At 45.6% G+C, this 20,220-nt stretch carries 19 protein-coding genes; 7 read left to right on the top strand and 12 right to left on the bottom strand.

All coding sequences use genetic code 11. The features are described from left to right. Positions 1 to 70: 70 nt before the first annotated feature. The 9 genes from VNE01S_RS02510 to VNE01S_RS02470 form a co-directional block, all read right to left on the bottom strand. Positions 71 to 487, bottom strand: a complete 417-nt coding sequence (locus VNE01S_RS02510; RefSeq protein WP_053395426.1) for a hypothetical protein — start codon at positions 485 to 487, stop codon at positions 71 to 73. After that, positions 471 to 1,511 carry a formate dehydrogenase subunit gamma gene (locus tag VNE01S_RS02505; RefSeq protein WP_053395427.1) on the bottom strand — a complete coding sequence of 347 codons (1,041 nt, stop codon included), beginning with the start codon at positions 1,509 to 1,511 and terminating at the stop codon, positions 471 to 473. Before VNE01S_RS02505 ends, VNE01S_RS02510 begins: the two co-directional genes overlap by 17 nt. A gap of 14 nt (positions 1,512 to 1,525) precedes the next feature. After that, positions 1,526 to 2,134, bottom strand: a complete 609-nt coding sequence (gene fdh3B / locus VNE01S_RS02500) for a formate dehydrogenase FDH3 subunit beta (RefSeq protein WP_053395428.1) — start codon at positions 2,132 to 2,134, stop codon at positions 1,526 to 1,528. 11 nt (positions 2,135 to 2,145) lie between these two features. Then, positions 2,146 to 5,001, bottom strand: coding sequence for a formate dehydrogenase subunit alpha (locus VNE01S_RS02495; RefSeq protein ID WP_053395429.1), 2,856 nt, complete (start codon positions 4,999 to 5,001; stop codon positions 2,146 to 2,148). Positions 5,002 to 5,011: 10 nt separating this feature from the next. Then, complete coding sequence (locus VNE01S_RS02490) at positions 5,012 to 5,212, bottom strand: transcriptional initiation protein Tat (protein ID WP_053395430.1); 201 nt, start codon at positions 5,210 to 5,212, stop codon at positions 5,012 to 5,014. 60 nt (positions 5,213 to 5,272) lie between these two features. Next, positions 5,273 to 5,908, bottom strand: a complete 636-nt coding sequence (locus VNE01S_RS02485) for a TorD/DmsD family molecular chaperone (RefSeq protein WP_053395431.1) — start codon at positions 5,906 to 5,908, stop codon at positions 5,273 to 5,275. An 8-nt stretch (positions 5,909 to 5,916) separates the two neighbouring features. After that, the gene (locus VNE01S_RS02480; protein ID WP_053395432.1) at positions 5,917 to 7,578 is read right to left on the bottom strand and encodes a 4Fe-4S dicluster domain-containing protein; all 1,662 of its coding nucleotides are present in this window, start codon (positions 7,576 to 7,578) and stop codon (positions 5,917 to 5,919) included. A gap of 178 nt (positions 7,579 to 7,756) precedes the next feature. Then, entirely contained in the window at positions 7,757 to 8,281 is a 525-nt protein-coding gene (locus tag VNE01S_RS02475) for a DUF3306 domain-containing protein (protein WP_053395433.1), read from the bottom strand. Beyond that, the gene (locus VNE01S_RS02470) at positions 8,271 to 8,735 is read right to left on the bottom strand and encodes a DUF3305 domain-containing protein (RefSeq protein ID WP_053395434.1); all 465 of its coding nucleotides are present in this window, start codon (positions 8,733 to 8,735) and stop codon (positions 8,271 to 8,273) included. Before VNE01S_RS02470 ends, VNE01S_RS02475 begins: the two co-directional genes overlap by 11 nt. A 193-nt stretch (positions 8,736 to 8,928) precedes the next feature. On the opposite strand from VNE01S_RS02470, the gene VNE01S_RS02465 reads away from it, so the two are divergent. Then, a complete protein-coding gene (locus tag VNE01S_RS02465) occupies positions 8,929 to 9,759 on the top strand; it encodes a formate dehydrogenase accessory sulfurtransferase FdhD (RefSeq protein WP_053395435.1) in 831 nt (276 codons plus the stop codon). A gap of 74 nt (positions 9,760 to 9,833) precedes the next feature. Here the strand turns inward: VNE01S_RS02465 and VNE01S_RS02460 are convergent, their stop codons facing one another. The 3 genes from VNE01S_RS02460 to VNE01S_RS02450 form a co-directional block, all read right to left on the bottom strand. Then, entirely contained in the window at positions 9,834 to 11,426 is a 1,593-nt protein-coding gene (locus VNE01S_RS02460; protein WP_053395436.1) for an ABC-F family ATPase, read from the bottom strand. 113 nt (positions 11,427 to 11,539) lie between these two features. Then, entirely contained in the window at positions 11,540 to 13,567 is a 2,028-nt protein-coding gene (locus tag VNE01S_RS02455) for a sensor histidine kinase (protein ID WP_053395437.1), read from the bottom strand. Continuing rightward, on the bottom strand, positions 13,557 to 15,005 hold the full coding sequence (locus VNE01S_RS02450; protein ID WP_053395438.1) for a sigma-54-dependent transcriptional regulator: 1,449 nt from the start codon (positions 15,003 to 15,005) through the stop codon (positions 13,557 to 13,559). Before VNE01S_RS02450 ends, VNE01S_RS02455 begins: the two co-directional genes overlap by 11 nt. Positions 15,006 to 15,262: 257 nt before the next feature. On the opposite strand from VNE01S_RS02450, the gene VNE01S_RS02445 reads away from it, so the two are divergent. From VNE01S_RS02445 to VNE01S_RS02420, 6 genes are all read left to right on the top strand, one after another. Continuing rightward, complete coding sequence (locus VNE01S_RS02445) at positions 15,263 to 16,081, top strand: ABC transporter substrate-binding protein (protein WP_053395439.1); 819 nt, start codon at positions 15,263 to 15,265, stop codon at positions 16,079 to 16,081. A 6-nt stretch (positions 16,082 to 16,087) separates the two neighbouring features. Beyond that, complete coding sequence (locus VNE01S_RS02440) at positions 16,088 to 16,786, top strand: ABC transporter permease (RefSeq protein ID WP_053395440.1); 699 nt, start codon at positions 16,088 to 16,090, stop codon at positions 16,784 to 16,786. A gap of 7 nt (positions 16,787 to 16,793) precedes the next feature. Then, positions 16,794 to 17,510, top strand: coding sequence for an energy-coupling factor ABC transporter ATP-binding protein (locus tag VNE01S_RS02435; RefSeq protein WP_053395441.1), 717 nt, complete (start codon positions 16,794 to 16,796; stop codon positions 17,508 to 17,510). Further along, on the top strand, positions 17,488 to 18,075 hold the full coding sequence (gene mobA, locus VNE01S_RS02430) for a molybdenum cofactor guanylyltransferase MobA (protein WP_053395442.1): 588 nt from the start codon (positions 17,488 to 17,490) through the stop codon (positions 18,073 to 18,075). The genes VNE01S_RS02435 and mobA overlap by 23 nt, the downstream gene beginning before the upstream one ends. Then, a complete protein-coding gene (locus VNE01S_RS02425; RefSeq protein ID WP_053395443.1) occupies positions 18,072 to 19,850 on the top strand; it encodes a bifunctional molybdopterin-guanine dinucleotide biosynthesis adaptor protein MobB/molybdopterin molybdotransferase MoeA in 1,779 nt (592 codons plus the stop codon). The genes mobA and VNE01S_RS02425 overlap by 4 nt, the downstream gene beginning before the upstream one ends. 61 nt (positions 19,851 to 19,911) lie before the next feature. Continuing rightward, complete coding sequence (locus VNE01S_RS02420) at positions 19,912 to 20,178, top strand: DUF2960 domain-containing protein (protein ID WP_053395444.1); 267 nt, start codon at positions 19,912 to 19,914, stop codon at positions 20,176 to 20,178. Positions 20,179 to 20,220: the final 42 nt, after the last annotated feature.

The raw sequence follows: 20,220 nt of genomic DNA, 5'->3' as shown, positions 1-20,220 counted from the left end.
AGCATGCACCAATATATCGCGACATCATTGAGCACAAAAAAGAGCCCTGAACAGATCAGGGCTCATGAAGTTATAGGTTTGGACCTTTAGAAAAATTGAAAGGCTGATTGTTTTTGAGCTTTGTCATCCCTTCATACATTCGAATGAACCAAACAAAGATTGCTAATAAGCCTAGTAACATACCAATATACGGAATGTAGTACGCCACTTTGTCTAAAATGCTGTTCTTATACCAGTAGTCATTAACACCGACTAAAACGCCGTTAGACGTGGCGACAGTGATGATCAAAACAACAAAATATGTCAGGTTCAGGAAGAAGGTTCGGATCAATCCATAGTAATGCGAATCAACTAATTCACCATCTTCGCCTTTATCCAATCGGTATCCTGCGTAAATTATGGCAATGACGCCCGATATTAGGCAGGTAAAAGGAGTCAAACAACTCAGTATGTAAGCAACCCAAAGCCCCTTATGAGGTTTGTTCATTCTTTTGTGCTCCTTTTACTTCTTGCGGTGATTCCTCACTCTCTTTCGCCATCACTTCTTCGTACCAAATATCGTGGTGCTCTTTAGCCCAAGTTTCATCGACTTCACCCGTCACCATCCCTTCTAGCGCGCCTTCCATACCAAACAAACCAATGTAGATATGGAAAATAAAACCACAGATAAGAATAAGCGCAGCAAGCATATGAACTAGGTTAGACAGCTCCATATCGCCACGCGTTTGGCCAAAGATAGGGAAATCCAAAATTAAGCCACTCACTGCGACGACACTACCGACGACAATAAGCATCCAATACAGTGCTTTTTCACCGGCGTTCGAAAAGCCTGCCGAAGGATGCGTACCTTTATGCTTACCCACCATACCGCCAAGTTTCATAAACCAAACGAAATCCACTTTTGTGAAGAGAGACTTTCTCCACCATTTAAACAGAATACACACCAACAGCACGCCGAAAATCGGACCAATGTAGTTGTGGTACTGCTTAGCGAGCAGGATGATAAAGCCCCATAATTCCGAAGGGATATATGGTTTTAGGAAGTGTTTGCCATAAACCAACATCAGACCACTGAAGCCTAAAGTCAGGAAGGTAAAGGCCATACTCCAGTGCATGGCTCTGTCTAAACGAGACCAGCGCTTAATTCGCTTGCCTGTTCTCGGTGCACTTAGCATGATTGGCCCCATAAAAATGTAGACCATAGTGACAAATGCAATGCTACCGAAAATGGCAATTGCGCCAGCCGGAGACATCCACTTTTCTTTTAGGATGTACCACGCTTGGCCAGGTTGACGAATCAGAACCCCATGTTCAGGGAACTGAGAGGTTGTATACCCTTCCTCACCCTGACGAACTTGACGCCAATAGTCGGCTCCCGCCAATTGTGTAATTTCACGTTGTGCAACATCAGACTCTTTTTGCTCGGCATGCGCAGGCAACGAAAAAGCAAAAAGCAATGCTGCCAAGAATGACAGCATTGTAAGAGATGCACGTTTAAACATTGAAAACATGAATCTCTCCATTATTAGCTTTTCGTTACGTCATAAGACAAATCGTTACCGTCTGTCCAACCCGCACCTTCAGCACCGCGCTCAACAACACGTTGACGGAAGATGTCAGAAACTTTCTCGGCATCACCTGCCAGCAACGCTTTTGTTGAACATAGTGAAGCACACATCGGCAATTTGCCCTCAGCAATACGGTTAGCACCGTATTTTTGGCGCTCTTCTACGCTGCCCGCTTCGGTTTCTGGGCCGCCTGCACAGAACGTACATTTGTCCATTTTGCCGCGCTCACCAAACGCTGTTTGTTTAGGGAACTGCGGCGCCCCAAACGGACATGCAAACAAGCAGTAACCACAACCGATACACAGGTCTTTATTGTGAAGCACAATGCCGTCTTCGGTATGCTCAAAACAGTCTGCTGGACAAACCGCCATACACGGCGCATCCGTACAGTGCATACAAGCCACAGAAATCGAGTTCTCACCCGGTTCACCGTCGTTAAGTGTGACAACACGGCGGCGCTGAATGCCCCACTCGAGTGCATCGTCGTTTTCGTTCTTACATGCAGTGACACAGCCGTTACATTCAATGCAGCGTTTGGTGTCACAAAGGAATTTCATTCTAGCCATTAGTAGACTCCTTACGCTTTGCGAATGTTACATAGGGTGACTTTGGTTTCCTGCATTTGCGTTACAGGGTCATAACCGTAAGTCGTAGCAATGTTGGCTGATTCACCAATCACATATGGGTCCGTGCCTTCTGGGTATTTATCACGCAGCTCTTCACCTTGGAATTTGCCGCCAAAGTGGAACGGGATAAACGCCATACCCGGTTTAACACGGCGCGTCACCATGGCTTTCACGTGAATTCGGCCTTTTTCTGCGCCTTCAACCCACACCATTTCACCATCTTTGAAACCAAGATCGTTGGCGTCTTTCGGGTTCACTTCCACAAACATCTCTTGTTGAAGCTCAGCCAGCCAAGGGTTCGAACGCGTTTCTTCACCACCACCTTCGTACTCAACCAGACGGCCAGAAGTTAGGATAATTGGGTATTCACCTGACTTATCTTGATCTTGAATGGACTTGTACATAGTCGGTAGACGATAGATAGACTCGCTATCGTCCCAAGTTGGGTAATCGGCAACCAAGTCACGACGAGGCGTGTAAAGCGGTTCACGGTGAAGCGGTACTCTGTCTGGGAAGGTCCAAACAATGGCACGCGCTTTTGCGTTACCAAATGGGTTACAGCCGTGCTTAATCGCCACACGTTGAATACCACCAGAGAGATCTGTCTTCCAGTTTTTACCCTCTGCCGCGGCTTTTTCTGCTTCAGTCAGGTCATCCCACCAACCTAGGTGTTTCAGCAGCTTGTCGCTGAATTCTGGGTAACCATCTTCAATTTCACTGCCCAGTGAGTAACTGTCTTCTGCCAGTAGGCTCTTACCTTCAAACTCAACACCGAAGCGCGCACGGAACGTACCGCCACCTTGAGCGACAGGTTTCGATGTATCGTAAAGAATGTGAGTCCCCGGGTGTTTCATCTCAGGCGTACCCCAACAAGGCCAAGGCATACCGTACGTATCGCCGTGTGCTGGGCCACCTTCCGCTTCAAGCGTGGTTTTGTGGAAGGTATGCCAGTTTTGCTGGTGCTCTTTCAAACGCTCAGGGCTTTGACCGGTGTAACCAATAGTCCACATGCCGCGGTTAAACTCACGAGTTAAGTCTTCAATAACTGGCTGATTGTTCTCAACCTTGATGTTTTTGAACAATTGATCTGAGAAACCCAGTTTTTTCGAGAGCAGATAGATGATTTCGTGGTCTGGCTTAGAGTCAAACAGAGGCTGAACCACTTGATCACGCCACTGAATAGAACGGTTAGATGCCGTTACACTGCCGTAAGTTTCAAATTGCGTCGTCGCTGGCAGAAGATAAACGCCATCCGTACGATCGTTCATGACCGCTGCAACTGTTGGGTATGGATCGACAATCACCATCATATCCAGTTGTTGCATCGCCTTTTTCATCTCTACGCCACGAGTCTGCGAGTTAACCGCATGCCCCCAGTAGAACATGGCACGGATGTTATCGTTCTGCTCGATGTTGTCTTTGTTTTCTAAAACACCGTCGATCCAACGTGAAACCGGGATACCCATGTTATTCATCGGTTTTTTACCGCGGTATTCGTTCTGATCGAAGCGGTTTTGAATCCACTCAAAGTCCACATCCCAAACGCCAGCCCAGTGTTTCCAAGCGCCATTAGAAAGGCCGTAGTATCCAGGAAGAGTATGTGACAAGACGCCAAGGTCAGTCGCACCCTGAACGTTATCGTGACCACGGAAAATGTTAGCACCGCCACCAGATTTACCCATGTTACCCAAAGCAAGTTCAAGTACGCAGTAGGCACGTGTGTTGTTGTTACCTGTGGTGTGTTGAGTACCACCCATACACCAAACAACACAGCCCGGACGGTTTTCAGAAAGGATTTTCGCCGTTTTGTACACTTCTTCTTCAGTGATACCTGTTACGCGCTCGACTTCTGATGGCGTCCATTTAGCCACTTCTGCACGGATTTCATCCATGCCAAAAACACGCTGGTTGATAAACTCTTTATCTTCCCAGTTGTTTTTGAAAACGTGCCATAGAATGCCCCAAATGAAAGCAACGTCAGAACCTGGACGTAGTGATACGTAGAAGTCAGATTTCGCAGCGGTACGAGTGCGACGAGGGTCAGCAACAACGATCTTACAGCTGTTTTTCTCTTTCGCGATCAAGATATGCTGCATTGCAACCGGGTGAGCTTCTGCTGGATTTGAGCCAATGAAAAGCATCGATTTACAGTTGTGCATATCGTTGAAAGAGTTGGTCATCGCGCCGTAGCCCCAAGTGTTTGCTACACCTGCAACGGTTGTTGAGTGACAAATACGCGCCTGGTGGTCAACGTTGTTTGTACCCCAAAGCGACGCCATTTTACGGAATAGGTACGCTTGCTCATTACTGTGCTTAGCACTACCTAGCCAGTAAACCGAATCTGGACCAGACTCTTTACGGATTTCTAACGTCTTATTGCCGATCTCTTCGATCGCTTGTTCCCAAGACAACTTCTTCCATTTACCGTTTTCCAATTTCATTGGGTACTTCAAACGGCGCTCACCATGGCCATGCTCGCGTAAAGCCGCGCCTTTCGCACAGTGTCCACCAGCATTAAATGGGTGATCAAATGCTGGCTCTTGTCCTGTCCAAACCCCGTTTTGAACTTCTGCGTAAATGCCACAGCCAACCGAACAGTGAGAACAAATCGTACGTTTGATCTCTGTCTTTGCATTAGGATCAACCGATTTCGCTTCCGCTTTTTTGATCATGCCAGGAGCAAACAAACTTGCACTTGCAACAGCACCACCAGCAGCAAGCGAGGTGTTTTTCATAAATGATCGGCGCGAGATGCCAAGTTGGTTCTGCTCTTTGCTCACACTATCCGAGCGTTTGATTAGTTTCATTGGTTAGCTCCTATAGTGTGTCGTAATAATCGCGGATATGCTGGGTTTCTCTGTAACCCGTTTGCTTCGGCTCTTTCACCGCTTCTTCGTTGGTTTCTGTAGCATTGGCTACTTTTGTGGTCCCCGCGACAACAGCGCCGGCAATCGCAGCGGTCGTCAAACCTTTCAGTAGCTCCCTACGCTTAGGGTCTATATTATTTTTATCTTTCATATTGCTTCCTTACCTTTACGGTATGTGGAGAATAAAGCTCCATTTTTCGACGCGACGTTGTTATTGCTGAGACTGGTCGTACTCAGTGATGTTTTTCACATCAATTTTTATTTTGCTTTTACTGCTATGAATATTTTCACTAAAGCGTACCTGCTCTAGCGTCAAAAACGCGTGTGCAAAATTAGCGACTGCCAAATAGAACTTGGCATGCTCTGCTTGCTTAATTTGTTCAACAAACGCAGTAAACCAAGTCGCGATGTGCTCGTTAAAGAACACTTGTTGTAGCTCATCGTCTTCACTAGAGATCAGTGCCATTACTTCACAAAGTGCGGCAATGTGATCTTCTGGTTCTTTGACTTCGTCTTCTCGAGTTAAACCCAGTAATTCAAGATCATGACGGATCGCTGCAAGCGGCTTTTCCATTAGGGATCCAGTGCGATGCCAAGATGCAAAAGGAATCACCTCACCACGGCCAATACCAATAAACAGATCTTGATATTCATCTTCGAGCGCTTCTAAATCCGCTTTTTTTGCGGCTTCTATCAAATCTAACCAAGCTTTTTGCATATCACTTGGCGCACTTTCTGTCTCAAGCCCTGATAAAAATTCTAGTAGCTCTTTATCAGGACATTGGCGATACAAAGTAGAAAGTAAGTAGTAGATTTCTGCTCGTAATGTTTGTTCTTGATTGTCCATGTTGGCTCCTAGTATTTCAGCTGTTGCATTGGGTCTTGCGCCATTGACTCAAACATGTCGACAACACGGCAGTCTTCACACATTGCAATACGGTTGAGCGCTGAATCATCTTGGAAATGAGAGTGACCGCGTAACTTATTCTGTAACATGTCAATCATGGACTGCGGTGCAAAAGGCTTATGACAACGAATACACTCAGCCGCTTTCTCTTCATGCAGTACAACAGCATTTTGGCGAGCTTGAGCATTCCAGTTCATGCGAGGTGTTAAGCTCAATGCATCTTCAGGACACGCTTTCGCACAAAGGCCACACTGAACACAATCTTGTTCGATAAACTTAAGTGATGGAGAGTTACCGTCTGTATACAGGGCGCGTGTTGGACAAACAGAAACGCAGCTCATACACAAGGTACAATCTTTACTGCTGCACGAGACGCTACCAAATGGTGCATTTGCTGGAAGTGGCGCAATCGTCTCAACAGGAATTCGTGTCGTTGCGATGGCATCTAACGCAGTAAACAGGCGCTTACGCTTGTTACCGCCCAACTCACCAACAGATAAACCTAATGACTGAGTACAAAGTGATGGAGGGCCTTCTCGTAGCGCTTCTAGGTAAAGAATATCAATGGTTTCTTTTACAATACCGAGTTGGTCGAGTAACTCTCGCGCAGTCGATATTTCACTATTTAGAACACGTAGAATAGTGGCTGGCATATAACGACTTGCTGCAAACAGAACTTGTGTCGCCCCATTAACGAGCGCCGCTAACCAAGAGTCCATACCCACAGATGGAAGCTCTTCAACAACGATCGGAACCACATTGTCAGGTAAGGCTTTAAGAGCCATAACATTGTAGGATTCATGACGCGAGCTACAGAACAAAACGATTGGGTTAACCCCTCCCGCTTTTTCGTAATTGGCTAACGTGCGTTCAATGAATTTTTGCGTATCTTGTGGATTTGGCAGCGCATAGTGAATGGCTTCCGTAGGACAAGACGTCGCACAAGTACCCACCCCTTGACAAAGGTATGGATTGATCTCGATTCGATGCCCTATTTTCTCATTACCTTCACTTGATAATGCGCCTGCCGGACAAGCATCCACACAGCGTTCGCAGCCCTTAACACCACGCGAACTGTGCGCGCAAAGATCCGTATCTAGGCGAAAGAATTTAGGCTTATCGAATGTTCCCATCAGGGTTGGGATTTCTTCAAGCGCGTCTGCCAGTTTAGGGTAACCACGCCCTACAGGGTAATAGCCCGGGACAGGAACTTCTTCTGCCATACAGCTGTTTAGACAAAGATCCAGCACGATATCAAAACAATCGTGATTGAGTGCAACCTTGGCTAAATTTGTTGATAAACCATTATTTTCGATAACGACTTCAAACGTTCCAAGGAAACCTGAAAGTTGAATGCTATTGGCAAAATAAAGGTTTTTGTGTTTCCCGTTCTCACCGTCTGTCGAAAGTAGGGTCAAACTATTCATTTGAGACAGCTGTTCTGCCGCACTCTCAATGATCGCAGTTGGACCAACAATTAAAGTGTTGCCCCCACTTTCGTAACTTACCGTTGGCGGGATTAAGTTCGTCAGCTCAATCGTGTTTTCAAACGCATACAAACGCGCTTTACCATTGGATGACTTTGATTCTTGTAATAGTTGTTTAAGCATTGCTCTGTTCCATGTAGAACACCAATATTCACTTATATGAACAAAGCAATTGCTATACCAACTTTTTTATCACTAAATATCAGTTACTTAATGACATAAAGAGCAATATAGTCGCAAACAAAAAGAGGATGAGACAAATTGTCGCACCCTCTTAATTGATGATTTAGTCAAAATGTACCTACTTTTTCTGTGGTATATTTTGTCCCATCTCGTCTGATACTTCGGCTTCATCCTGACACTCTTCGGTTTGAGCGTCACTTTCGGTTGCCTCTACTTCCGCGGGTTCTGGAGGCCTCTCTTGTTCTGCTTCCTCTTCTGCTGGCTGATTTATCCAGTCCCTTAGCTTGGCTGCGGCTTCACTCGATAGGCTTTGCACGGATTTATAATCGTGATCATAGTCGTTGAGCCTATCGATTTCGCTGAACTCTCCTGACAAAAACAGCTTACGCAGTGCCGCTTTCTTAATAGCTGACTCAGCTTCTGAAGCAATTAAAGCCGCGACAGAGGTTTCATCACTACCCTTTGGCTCTGAACTCTCAGCGGGTAATACTTCTGAAGAGAGCTCGTCTTCAGCATTCAACGCATTTTCTAGCGAGCTTTGCTCTTCTTGCTCTGGCTGTTCTGACGCTTCTACTTGCTGATCTTCATCACTCTCGTTGGCCAATTTTCTTTTTGACCAACGACTTAAAAAGCTATTGTCCACTTGAGCGCCCTGCTCCTTTGCGTTTCTTTCGTCTTGTTTCTAACAATTCACCATGACGACCAATAAACGCTTCCATCCATGCTTGAACGGGTAATGGCATATCATTGGATAGCACAAGATAATCCCCATCCATATACTGTCCTGCAACACCTTGAGAAGCAGTGAGCGTTACAATATTAGGCTGTTGGTCATTTTCTATCGTGTCTAAGACCAAAAACAGTTTGGGTTGTTTTGAGCTTAAGTTAAAACGATAGTCCGTACGTTCGTCGCGATGAAGTTGCAATGTTGCAACACGCTCATTAAACGTTTCAGGCTTCAAATTGAATCCAGTTAATTGCCACTGTGTGGTTAACCAAATTCCAGCGGTGATTTCATGCGAAACAAGGCCACATTCCATTGACCAGAATTCCTCATTTTTCACCAATTTGTTGTCAGCAGATAGTTGTTTTGACATGCTTTTCCTGCCTTGTTCTATACTCTTTCTCGTACAAAGCAATATTTGTACCTATTCAGAGGCTAATCTAGCTAAAGTTTGTGTCGGGCATCAGTGCTCGTTTAAAAAATTATGACACACTTAAGTTTAGGAATAATATTTGCTGTTACTATGTACCAGAAATAATAAACGCGACATTTTATAGGACGTCTTTGTGGTCAAACCAAATATAATCAAAACCAGCGAAAACCCTCAGCAAACCATCGAAGTTGAAGTCTGTGATGAGTATGGTGAGAAGCTCGTAAAGCAAATTGCCTGTGAACGCCCTCTGACCGTTATGCTGAACTGGAAAGAAGTGGTCACATTAATGACCATCGGCTCTCGTCCAGAATCTTTGGTACTTGGCTATTTGAAGAATCAAAGCTTCCTAACCGATCCTGAACAACTTGAATCTGTGATTATCGACTGGGAAACACACACAGCGGCGGTTATCACCAAAGAAAATACCGAACAAGTTGAAAGCGCGTTGAAGAAAAAGACGGTTACTTCCGGATGTGGGCAAGGCACCATGTACGGAAATGTCATGAAGCAACTAGAAAATTATCAAGTACCACAAATCCAGCTGAAACAATCGGCAATTTATTCATCGCTTGAAGCGTTAACCCACTATAACGACACCTATAAAAAAGCAGGTGCTGTGCATGGGTGTGCGGTGTGCCGCGGTGATGAAGTACTGTCTTTTGTGGAAGATGTGGGTAGACACAATGCCGTTGACACGTTGGCAGGCGAAATGTGGATCAAAGGTGAAACAGGCGAAGACAAAATCTTCTACACCACAGGACGCCTTACCTCAGAGATGGTAATTAAAGTCGCGCAGATGGGGATTCCAGTTTTACTCTCACGCTCAGGTGTCACACAAATGGGCTTAGATTTAGCCAAGCTGTTTGGCATTACCACTATCGCGCGAGCTAAAGGGTTACGATTCCAAGTGTTCACTGGCGCAGACAAGATTGAGTTCGATGTGAAAGGTGACATGAAAGGCTAAGATCGCCTTTTAGTATCGCTGTAAATAAAAAAAGAGCCTCGTTTGAGGCTCTTTTTTGTTTGTCGGTCTTGAGGTTAACCGTCAATACCACGAGTTTTAAGGTATTCTGCGTATGTACCACGGAAGTCATGGATTTTACCATCGCGAATCTCAAGAATACGTGTTGCTAGTGAGTCTACGAATACACGGTCATGAGATACGAAGAAAAGTGTACCTTTGTACTGCTCTAGTGCCGTGTTTAGCGACTCGATAGATTCCATATCCATGTGGTTAGTCGGTTCGTCCATTAGCAGCATGTTTGGTTTTTGCATCATTAGCTTACCAAGCAGCATACGACCTTGCTCACCACCAGACAGAACTTTTACTGACTTCTTAATGTCGTCTTGACCAAATAGCATACGACCAAGGAAGCTACGTAGTACTTGCTCATCATCGCCTTCTTGACGCCATTGACCCATCCAATCCATCAGTTTCAAATCTTCTTCAAAGTCATGAGCATGATCTTGCGCGTAGTAACCGATGTTTGAGTTTTCTGACCACTTGTATGAACCTGAGCGTGGCTCAATAACACCAGCCAGTGTGTTAAGCAGTGTGGTCTTACCGACACCGTTCTCACCGATAATGGCAACGCGCTCACCCACTTCAAAAATGGCATTGAAGTCAGTAAACAGATCTTCTTCAAAGCCTTGAGTCAAGTTTTCAACTTCTAGAGCGTTACGGAATAGCTCTTTAGATTGCTCAAAACGAATGAATGGGTTTTGACGGCTAGACGCTTTTACTTCATCTAGTTGGATCTTATCGATCTGTTTTGCACGTGACGTTGCTTGTTTTGCCTTAGATGCGTTTGCAGAGAAACGCGCGACGAATGTTTGTAACTCAGCGATTTGTGCTTTTTTCTTCGCGTTGTCTGAAAGTAGACGTTCACGCGCTTGGCTTGCAGCTGTCATGTACTCATCGTAGTTACCTGGGTACAGGCGAAGCTCACCATAATCTAAGTCAGCCATGTGGGTACATACTGAGTTTAGGAAGTGACGGTCGTGCGAAATGATGATCATAGTACAGTTGCGCTGGTTTAGCGTCTCTTCCAACCAACGGATAGTGTCCATATCCAAGTTGTTGGTTGGTTCGTCTAGTAGCATGATGTGCGGGTCAGCAAAGAGTACTTGAGCAAGCAGAACACGAAGCTTCCAACCAGGGGCAATTTCACTCATTGGGCCGTAGTGTTGCTCTTCAGGGATACCTACCGCGAGAAGAAGTTCACCCGCTTTGGCATCTGCCATGTAGCCATCCATCTCAGCAAACTGAACTTCCAAGTCAGCCACTTTCATGCCGTCTTCTTCGCTCATTTCTGCTAGAGAGTAGATACGATCACGTTCTTGTTTTACTTCCCAAAGCTCTTTGTAGCCCATGATAACCGTATCGATTACCGTGAACTCTTCATACGCGAATTGGTCCTGGTTCAGTTTCGCAACGCGCTCGTTTGGATCGTAACTAACGTTACCACCGGTTGGATCAAGCTCGCCGCTTAGGATCTTCATAAAGGTCGATTTACCACAACCGTTCGCACCAATCAGACCGTAGCGGTTACCTTCACCAAATTTTACCGAGATATTTTCAAACAGTGGCTTAGCACCAAATTGCTGCGTGATATTGTTAGTGGAAATCAAAATCTTTACCTATGACCTATTAATAATGAAAAACGGCGCCACACTACTGATAACAGCCTTTAACTGCAAGCTTTGTTTTGAGGCTTTATTTTGAGTTAAAGGCTGCGTAGAGGTTACAGGTTGGTAATTTTCAATTCGTTTTCCGTTCGCTGCGGAAGATACACGCTGAATATGCTCCCTTTACCTAACTCAGATTCCACTTTAATCTCGCCACCCGTTTGGCTAAGGATACTTTGTGAAACCGACAGCCCAAGCCCGGTACCTTCGCGTTTAGTGGTATAAAACGGAGAGAAAATACGTTTCAGGTTTTCTGGTTTGATGCCACAACCTTCATCTTGTACCCGTATAATAGCGCCGACATTCATCCCTTTTTCCATCCAGTCTTCGCTACTAATCGTCAGCTTACCTTGCCCTTGCATGGAGTGAATACCATTCATTTGCAGGTTCACCAATATTTGCAGAAGGTGATGTCTGTTGACTTCCACCGAGCTTTTGGCACATAAGTTTGTAACGAACTCAACTGTGCGCTTTTTGGTTCCGGTTTTCACCAGCGTAATGCTTTCTTCAACAATCGGATTCACGTGTTGCCAGGTGACTTCGTCTTGTACGCCACCTTGGCGACTGTATTGCAACAAGCTGCGGGTAATGTTTCTGATGCGATCGATCTGAGCATGGATGGCTTCAATTTCGTCTTGCACACGTTCTGAATCTTCAGCAAGCTCAAACTGTATCAACTCAACATTGCCTAAAATCACAGCGGTTGGGTTGTTAATCTCATGAGCGATGCCCGCAGTCAGTTCCCCAAGAGCGGCAAGTTTTTCATTAATCACCAGTTTGTCGCGGGTTTGGTTAAGTAGCTGAATGTGAAGCTCTAGCTCTTCGGTTTTTTCTTTCAGGCTCGCCGTGCGTTGCTCCACTTTCCCTTCCAGTGCGACGGCCGCCTGTTCCAGCTCATTCTTCTGTTGTCTGAGCAAGTCCAACATATTGTCAAACTGTTTAGCCAGTTGTGCCAGCTCATGGTCATCATCCAAACTTAGCGGGCCAATCCGCGTCTCTTTGCCCAACTGAATCATTTTGACGACTCGGTGAATGTGCTCAATGGGGTTAAACAGATCTCGAGAACCGCGATAAACGAGAAAACCTGAAACGAGTAATAGAGCCAGTGTAGTCACAAAGATTTCAATAATGTTGGTCATATAGGCTTTTACGAAGGGCCAGAGTAAATAACCGGTGTAGAGCATACCAATCACATTGTCATATTGGTCATGTATTGGTTGATAGGCGGTGATATACCACGCGTCATAGACATAGGCTCGATTGACCCACTCTTTATCATCAATCAATACACTACGGTTCACTTCAGAAGATACCCGTGTACCTATGGCGCGGCCAATATGGTCATCACTATCAAGCGGAACATTGGTACTTACGCGCAAGTCATCTAAAAAGACCGTCAGAGTCCCGACTGGGCGTAAATCATCATGCTTAGATGGGTAAATTAAATCGCGGATCTGATCGACCAAAACAGTGCTGTTATTAAGCAGCAACCCTCCATCGAGGAAACCTATAATGTCGTCCTGCTGATTGTAAATGGTAATCACAGTGCGACTGACTAATCCTCGGCTTTCGGTACGCTGGGTGTTGCGTATTGGTATTTGCGCCCTTTTAGCTAAATCGTCACCAAACTCTTTGAGTTCTTCATGACTCAACACATCAAAGAAAGATTCTTTACGGGTGAGGTCTAAGTAACGAAACTTATCGGCAATGCTATCTACGCGATGGAAGCGCAGAAAGTCTAAATTGTATTTGCCCTTTTGTTGAGCGACCCAAGTTTGAAAATCATCAAACTCTGTAAGGTGGTTAATGCGATAGACGAACTCATAAGAGTCAGAAAAAGCTCTCACATGGTTGGCTTGCTTTTCTTGGATCAATTCAATGCTATTTTCTGCAACGCCCAGCCTTTCAGATACATCAAGTAAAGTACTTTGCCAAGTGTAATGAATAGACCAGTAGACCGTGATACCAATCAGCGCGATTAAGGTTAAAAAGATCGGCGCCGAGGTCAGTATCATTAAGCGATAGCGCACCATGGTCTTAAAGCGATGTCGCCACTTAAACCACAAGGAACCATTATTCGGCATAGCTGGACTCCTCTGAGTCCCATTCTTTAAATTTACGTTCTAAGGTTTTACGCGCCACGCCAAGATCTCTCGCAGCGGCGGATTTGTTTCCATCATGAAAGTCCACCAGCTGCAAAATATGCGCTCTTTCAACGTCTTTTAAAGACCATTCATTGGGATAGCCCTGCTGAGGATCATTGCCCTGAGGTAGATCCAATACTTCACAACCGCTCGATACGGTCACAGATATATTTTGTTGCGGTGCATCCCCATTAATTTCACGCCAGTAATGTGCCGGTGGTTTACCCAGCAAAATACAGCGCTCCATCAGGTTTTTGAGTTCGCGAATGTTACCTGGCCAGTCATAGTCATTCATCGCACTAATGTCTTCGTGTGCCCATTTAGGCTCTGGAATACCCAGTTCGGCTGCCAGCATGCGCGTAAAAAACGGAACCAGTTCAATCAGATCGGCTTTACGTTCACGGAGTGGCGCAACGTCGATCTTTAGTACGTTTAAACGGTAATAAAGGTCGCGCCTGAAATTACCGTTATCGACTTCTTGCTGGAGGTTTCGGTTGGTTGCCGCAACAACACGAACATCAATACTGATCTCGCGCTCGCTGCCAACGGGACGAATGGTTCTTTGCTCTAACACACGCAACAGCGCAGATTGCATCGAAAGTGGCATTTCTCCAATTTCATCCAGGAATAGAGTGCCGCCGTTAGCAACGCGAAACATCCCTTCTCTATTTCTCTTCGCCCCTGTAAACGCACCTGAGGTATGGCCAAATAGTTCGCTTTCTAACAACTCTGGCGCAATGGCTCCGCAGTTGATTGGAACAAACGGGCCAGTGCGACGACTCGCTTCGTGTACGCCTCGTGCAACCAACTCTTTACCCGTACCGGATTCACCTTCAATAAGTACTGAAGCTCTAGAAGGCGCAAATTGAGTAATGAGCTGCTTCAATTGCTTGGTTCGCTCAGACCCACCGACAATATCCGTTTTGATATGGCGTTTAAAATCATGTCGGAGTGCGTACTGATGCCGTTCTGTTAGGCGCTTGTCCATACACCTTTCAACCGCTTGCAGCATCTGATTGAGGTTGAAAGGTTTGAGGATGAAATCTGACGCCCCCAGTTTGAGCGCAGAAATAGCGGTTTCAAGATCGGCATAACCGGTCATAAAGATCACGTCCGCTTTGCGGTCATCGTCGTTAAACGCTTCTTCCCATTCTACGCCTGTACGACCAGGTAAATTGATGTCCAATATTATCAAGTCGTAATGATGCGTTACGCGCAACGTTTCTGCTTCTTCAATACTTCCGGCAGTATCCACGCGAGAGAACCATTTGCTCAACGCTTTGTTCAATATGGTCTGCATGCCTAGCTCGTCATCAACGACGAGAACAGAGAAGGCTTGGTATTGTGATACTTTGTTGGAATCGAATACAGGTGACATGATGACTCGGTATAGTTTGTGGTAATTGGGTCAGAGTGTACCAAGGTTTATGCAATCAAGTGAGATAAATGTGCGACATTTTGTCTCTCCTCAAAATTTTTACTGTGTAAGTTATTGATATATCATTTGAATGAAATCACAGAATATTGGCATCAAGATTGCTATATATGCTCTCAGGTTTATAAACACTTGCCTCAATGTTGCGGTGTCTGAAACCAACACCATGAGCAATAATCTCAAAATGGAATGATAATTATATGAAAGCAATCACTTTTACTCTTGCAACAGCGTCTTTAGCCTTGGTTAGTTACTCAGCCTCTTCTGCCGATGAAAACTCGCAAGTACGCTTGGCGACCACAACCAGCACTTACCACTCTGGCCTACTCGACTACCTACTGCCGGAATTTGAAAAAGATACGGGCTACAAAGTTAACGTTATCGCGACTGGTACAGGTAAAGCACTTAAGATGGGCGAAAACGGTGATGTTGATTTGGTGATGACTCACGCTCCGAAAGCAGAAGCCAACTTCGTTGAAAAAGGCTACGGCATGGAGCCACGCAAGCTGATGTACAACGACTTTGTGATTGTAGGCCCTAAAGCGGATCCAGCTAAGATCGCAGACTCAAAAGAGATCGCTCAAGTATTTAAGAAGATCGCCAACATGAACGCGACCTTCATTTCTCGTGGCGATGATTCAGGTACACATAAAAAAGAAAAAGGCATTTGGGCACAAACGAAAATGGAACCAAACTTCGGTGGCTATCGTAGCGTTGGTCAAGGCATGGGCCCAACGTTGAACATGGCGAATGAAATGCAAGGCTACACCATGACTGATCGCGGTACATGGCTGGCATACAACAACAAGTTAGACCTTGAAGTGTTATTCCAAGGCGATAAAAACTTGTTCAACCCTTACCAAGTAATTTTAGTTAATCCAGAACGTTACCCGGCGATTAACCACCAAGGTGCGAAGGTCTTTAGCGATTGGTTGGTGGACGACAAGGGTCAGCAACTCATCAATGACTTTAAGCTAAACGGCAAACAACTCTTTGTGGCAAACGCTGACAAGAAATAGTCATTTATGAGCCTTTGGCAAACTACACTCGATGCGCTCACCTTATTGGTGAGCCTTGACAGAGAACTATGGGAGATCGTTGCGGTCTCCTTTAGCGTTTCTTTGACGGCCATTTCATTCGTGATTTTGCCTGCTATCCTGCTGTCTTTTTTGCTTGCGCATGCCAATTTTCGCGGCAAGTGGTTCCTTCTGTCGCTGATTAATACGCTTCAGGCTGTGCCAACCGTCGTCATCGGTTTGTTGCTTTACATGCTGCTTTCAAGAGCCGGTCCTATGGGCAATTTGGATATGCTATTCACACAAAAGGCGATGGTGGTTGGCCAAATGATGATTGGCTTTCCTGTGCTGGTTTCCATGATGCATGGCGCTCTGCAGTCTAGCGATCGACGTGCGATTGAAACCTCTATCACGCTTGGAGCTTCTATCGCTAGAATCGCGACTACCATGATTTGGGAAGCAAGATTTCCATTGATGGCGGCAAGCATCGCTGCCTTTTCACGGATCGTGACGGAAGTAGGCTGTTCAATGATGGTCGGCGGTAACATTATGGGCTTAACCCGGAATATCCCCACAGCAATTGCGATGGAAAGTCATAAGGGTGCCTTTGCGCAAGGTGTTGCATTAGGAATTGTGCTACTTTCACTGGCGTTGATACTCAATTTCTTTCTTACCAGCATGCGTGGTAAAGGCTATATGAGGACTTAAGGGCTGTATGACGATTAAGATAAATGCACAGCACTTGTCGATGCGCTTTAAAGATCGCGTGCTTTTCCATATTCCAAATTTGACCATAGGGCCAAACGATGCCATTTATCTGAAAGGCGATAATGGCGTTGGTAAAACGACGTTACTCAAAATACTGTCTGGCCTGACTAAACCAACGACAGGCGTCGTCGGTGCACCAAATGAAAGTTGGTTTCGTCGCTTGTTTAGCCGCACTGGCCGTAAAGGCGTTATCTATTTGCATCAGTCCCCTTACCTCTTTGACGGCACCGTTTATCAAAATGTGGTGTATGGCATTCGTTATGCCAAAGAATCAGCGAAAGATAAGCGAGCTCAAGTTATTACCGCACTGCGCATGGTAGGCTTGGAAACCTTGGCAGATGAACACATTTCTGTATTGTCTGGCGGAGAAAAGCAAAGAGTCGCCATGGCGCGAGCTTGGATTCTAAAACCGTCTATTTTATTGATGGACGAACCCAGTGCTTCTCTCGACCAAGAATCTATCGACAGATTGGTCGTGATGGCCAAAGACTTACTGCAAAGAGGCTCAAGCATCGTCATTACTAGCCATCAAAAAAACGCGCTGACTGACTTGTGCCGCAAGCAGTGGTGGATAAAAGACACAACTTTGATAGAGTCTCCGCTGTTGCAAGTAATTACAGATAAAGAACAAGAGAACAACTATGCTACTTCCAACGCAAACTAGTTGGGTTATTTTGGCTGGCGGACAAGCCAGCCGTATGGGTGGTAAAGACAAAGGCCTGATAGAGCTAAACGACAAGCCACTGGTACAACACGTTATTGAACGCCTTTCATCTCAAACTCCACATATTTTGATTAACGCTAACCGCAACCTAGAAACGTACGCACAATTTGGTGAGGTGTTTAGCGATACATTTGCGGACTACCCAGGCCCTATGGGGGGCATTCATGCAGGTCTTCTTCATGCTCCGACCGATTGGGTTGGGTTTGTACCATGTGACAGCCCGCAAATTAACACAGACTTAGTCAAACGCTTTTGTGATTCAGCGGATGACGCCACTGATATCTTGGTCGCGCATGATGGCGCTCACCAACAACCCGTGTTTACGCTTTACCATAAGCGTGTACTGCCGAAGCTGACGGCTTTTCTTGAGCGCGGTGACCGAAAGATCATTCTTCTCTATAAAGAATGCAACATGCGTTACGTTGATTTCAGTGACTCGCCAGACTGTTTTCTTAATTTGAATACTCCAGAAGAACTCGCACAATTTGGAACATTGACCTCATGACATATTCACTACCTATTCCAATCTTGGGCTTCGCCGCTTATTCAGGCACAGGCAAAACCACCCTTCTGGAAGCTTTACTCCCTATGCTGACAAAAGCGGGTTTACGTATTGGCATGCTGAAACACGCACACCATAACTTTGATGTCGATAAAGAAGGCAAAGACAGCTACCGCCTTAGAAAAGCTGGGGCATCTCAAATGCTTATCTCGTCGCGCAATCGCTATGCATTGATGACCGAAACACCGGATGCAGAGTCTGAGTTCGAATACCTACTTAGCCGTTTCGATACCTCAAAGTTAGACGTCATCCTAGTAGAAGGCTGTAAAAACATCGCTTTTCCTAAGATTGAGTTACACCGAGAAGTAGTTTGTAAGCCTTGGCTACACCCTAACGATACCAACATCATTGCGATCGCAGCAGACACAAAAGTCATGGAAACAGACTTGCCGCAGATGGACATCAACGACTTAGACTCAATCGCACAGTTTGTAGTCAGCTATGTAGAATCAGCGCAGCAGCCTGTGAGTAAAAATAAAGATGCCGCATGCTGTGACACCCTTTCTCCGGCTTTCCTTTCTGTACAGCAAGGGCAAGAAAAAATCTTGTCTTTGGTGAATCCGTTAGCTGAGACAGAAACCTGCGCCATTGAATCCGCTTATGGACGCGTGCTTGCAGATAATATATCCTCTCCGGTGAATGTGCCTCAATACACTAACTCTGCAATGGATGGCTACGCTATTCGCGGCGATGATCTTGAACGCGACTCATACAAGGTAGTGGCTGAAGTCATGGCAGGTCACGCATACAGCTCCCCACTTCAGGCTGGCGAAGCCGTGAAAATCATGACGGGGGCTCCAACACCTATTAATGGTGATACGGTTATCATGCGCGAGCAAGCCACTACACAGGATGACAATGTCTCATTTGGTAATGCGAATATCAAAGCGGGTCAAAACGTACGTCAAGCTGGTGAAGATTTGGCAATCGGAAGCGATGTGTTCTGCACTGGTCAGCGCTTGGCATCGCCTGAAATGGGAATGATGGCTTCTCTCGGGTTTGGCGAGTGCTCTGTATTTCGTAAATTGAAAGTTGCTATCTTCTCTACCGGAGATGAAGTGCAAGCTCCGGGAACGCCTCAACAAGCCAATTCCATTTACGACTCTAACCGCTTTACGATCATGGGCTTATTAGAAAAGCTTGGCTGCGACATTCTCGACTTCGGCATTCTTGAAGACAATGAAGAGCAAATGATTCAAGCGCTTCAAGATGCTTCTGAGCAAGCCGATGTAGTGCTGACATCTGGTGGAGTTTCCGTTGGTGACGCTGACTACATCAAACTTGCATTAGATAAGCTTGGCCAAATTGATTTTTGGCGTATCAATATGCGCCCAGGTCGCCCGCTGGCTTTTGGCCAAGTGAATAACAAACCGTTTTTCGGTTTGCCTGGTAACCCCGTTGCTGTGATGGTGTCGTTTATTAATTTTGTTGAGCCTGCACTACGTAAGATGCAAGGAGAACAAGGTTGGCAACCCCTCAAAGTGAATGCGGTTGCTGAAGAGAACCTTCGTTCACGCCAAGGCCGTACAGAATTTAGCCGTGGGGTTTACGAACTGGATGCAGGCGGTCAACTGACGGTTCGAACAACCGGAAAACAAGGTTCAGGCATTTTACGTTCGATGAGCGAAGCAAACTGCCTTATTGAAATTTCTCCAGCGGTGGATACCGTAAAAGCGGGTGAAAGCGTGACAATTATCCCACTTCAAGGCAGAATCTAACAATAGATGTTTTTGAGGCCAGCAATGCTGGCCTCTTTATTTGAATTGTAGAGAAACACATATGGCGCGCACCATCCTTTACACCTACCAAGGTGAAGACAAAACACTGACTTTTTCTTACCAGCAACACCGCAACATTCATGAAGCAGTGGCAGAAGCAGAAGGTATCGATATTTCAAACTACCTAAAGATGGAACAACAGATTGAAGCGGTGTCAGATACCAAAGCGGTTCGTAACTACCGTGACAACCACTTTAGAAAGTTGGGTTTTGACAAAATCACGCTCAAACAAAAAGATAACCTTGGTGTTGGTCAAAAGAACAAGTAATCGCTAGTCGTCACGCTCTCATAATATCTATGCGGGCGTGAA

The organism is Vibrio nereis NBRC 15637 (assembly GCF_001591105.1).
GTDB lineage: Bacteria > Pseudomonadota > Gammaproteobacteria > Enterobacterales > Vibrionaceae > Vibrio > Vibrio nereis.
The sequence above is the reverse complement of the archived record's forward strand: the minus strand, read 5'-3'. Positions and strand labels throughout refer to the sequence as shown.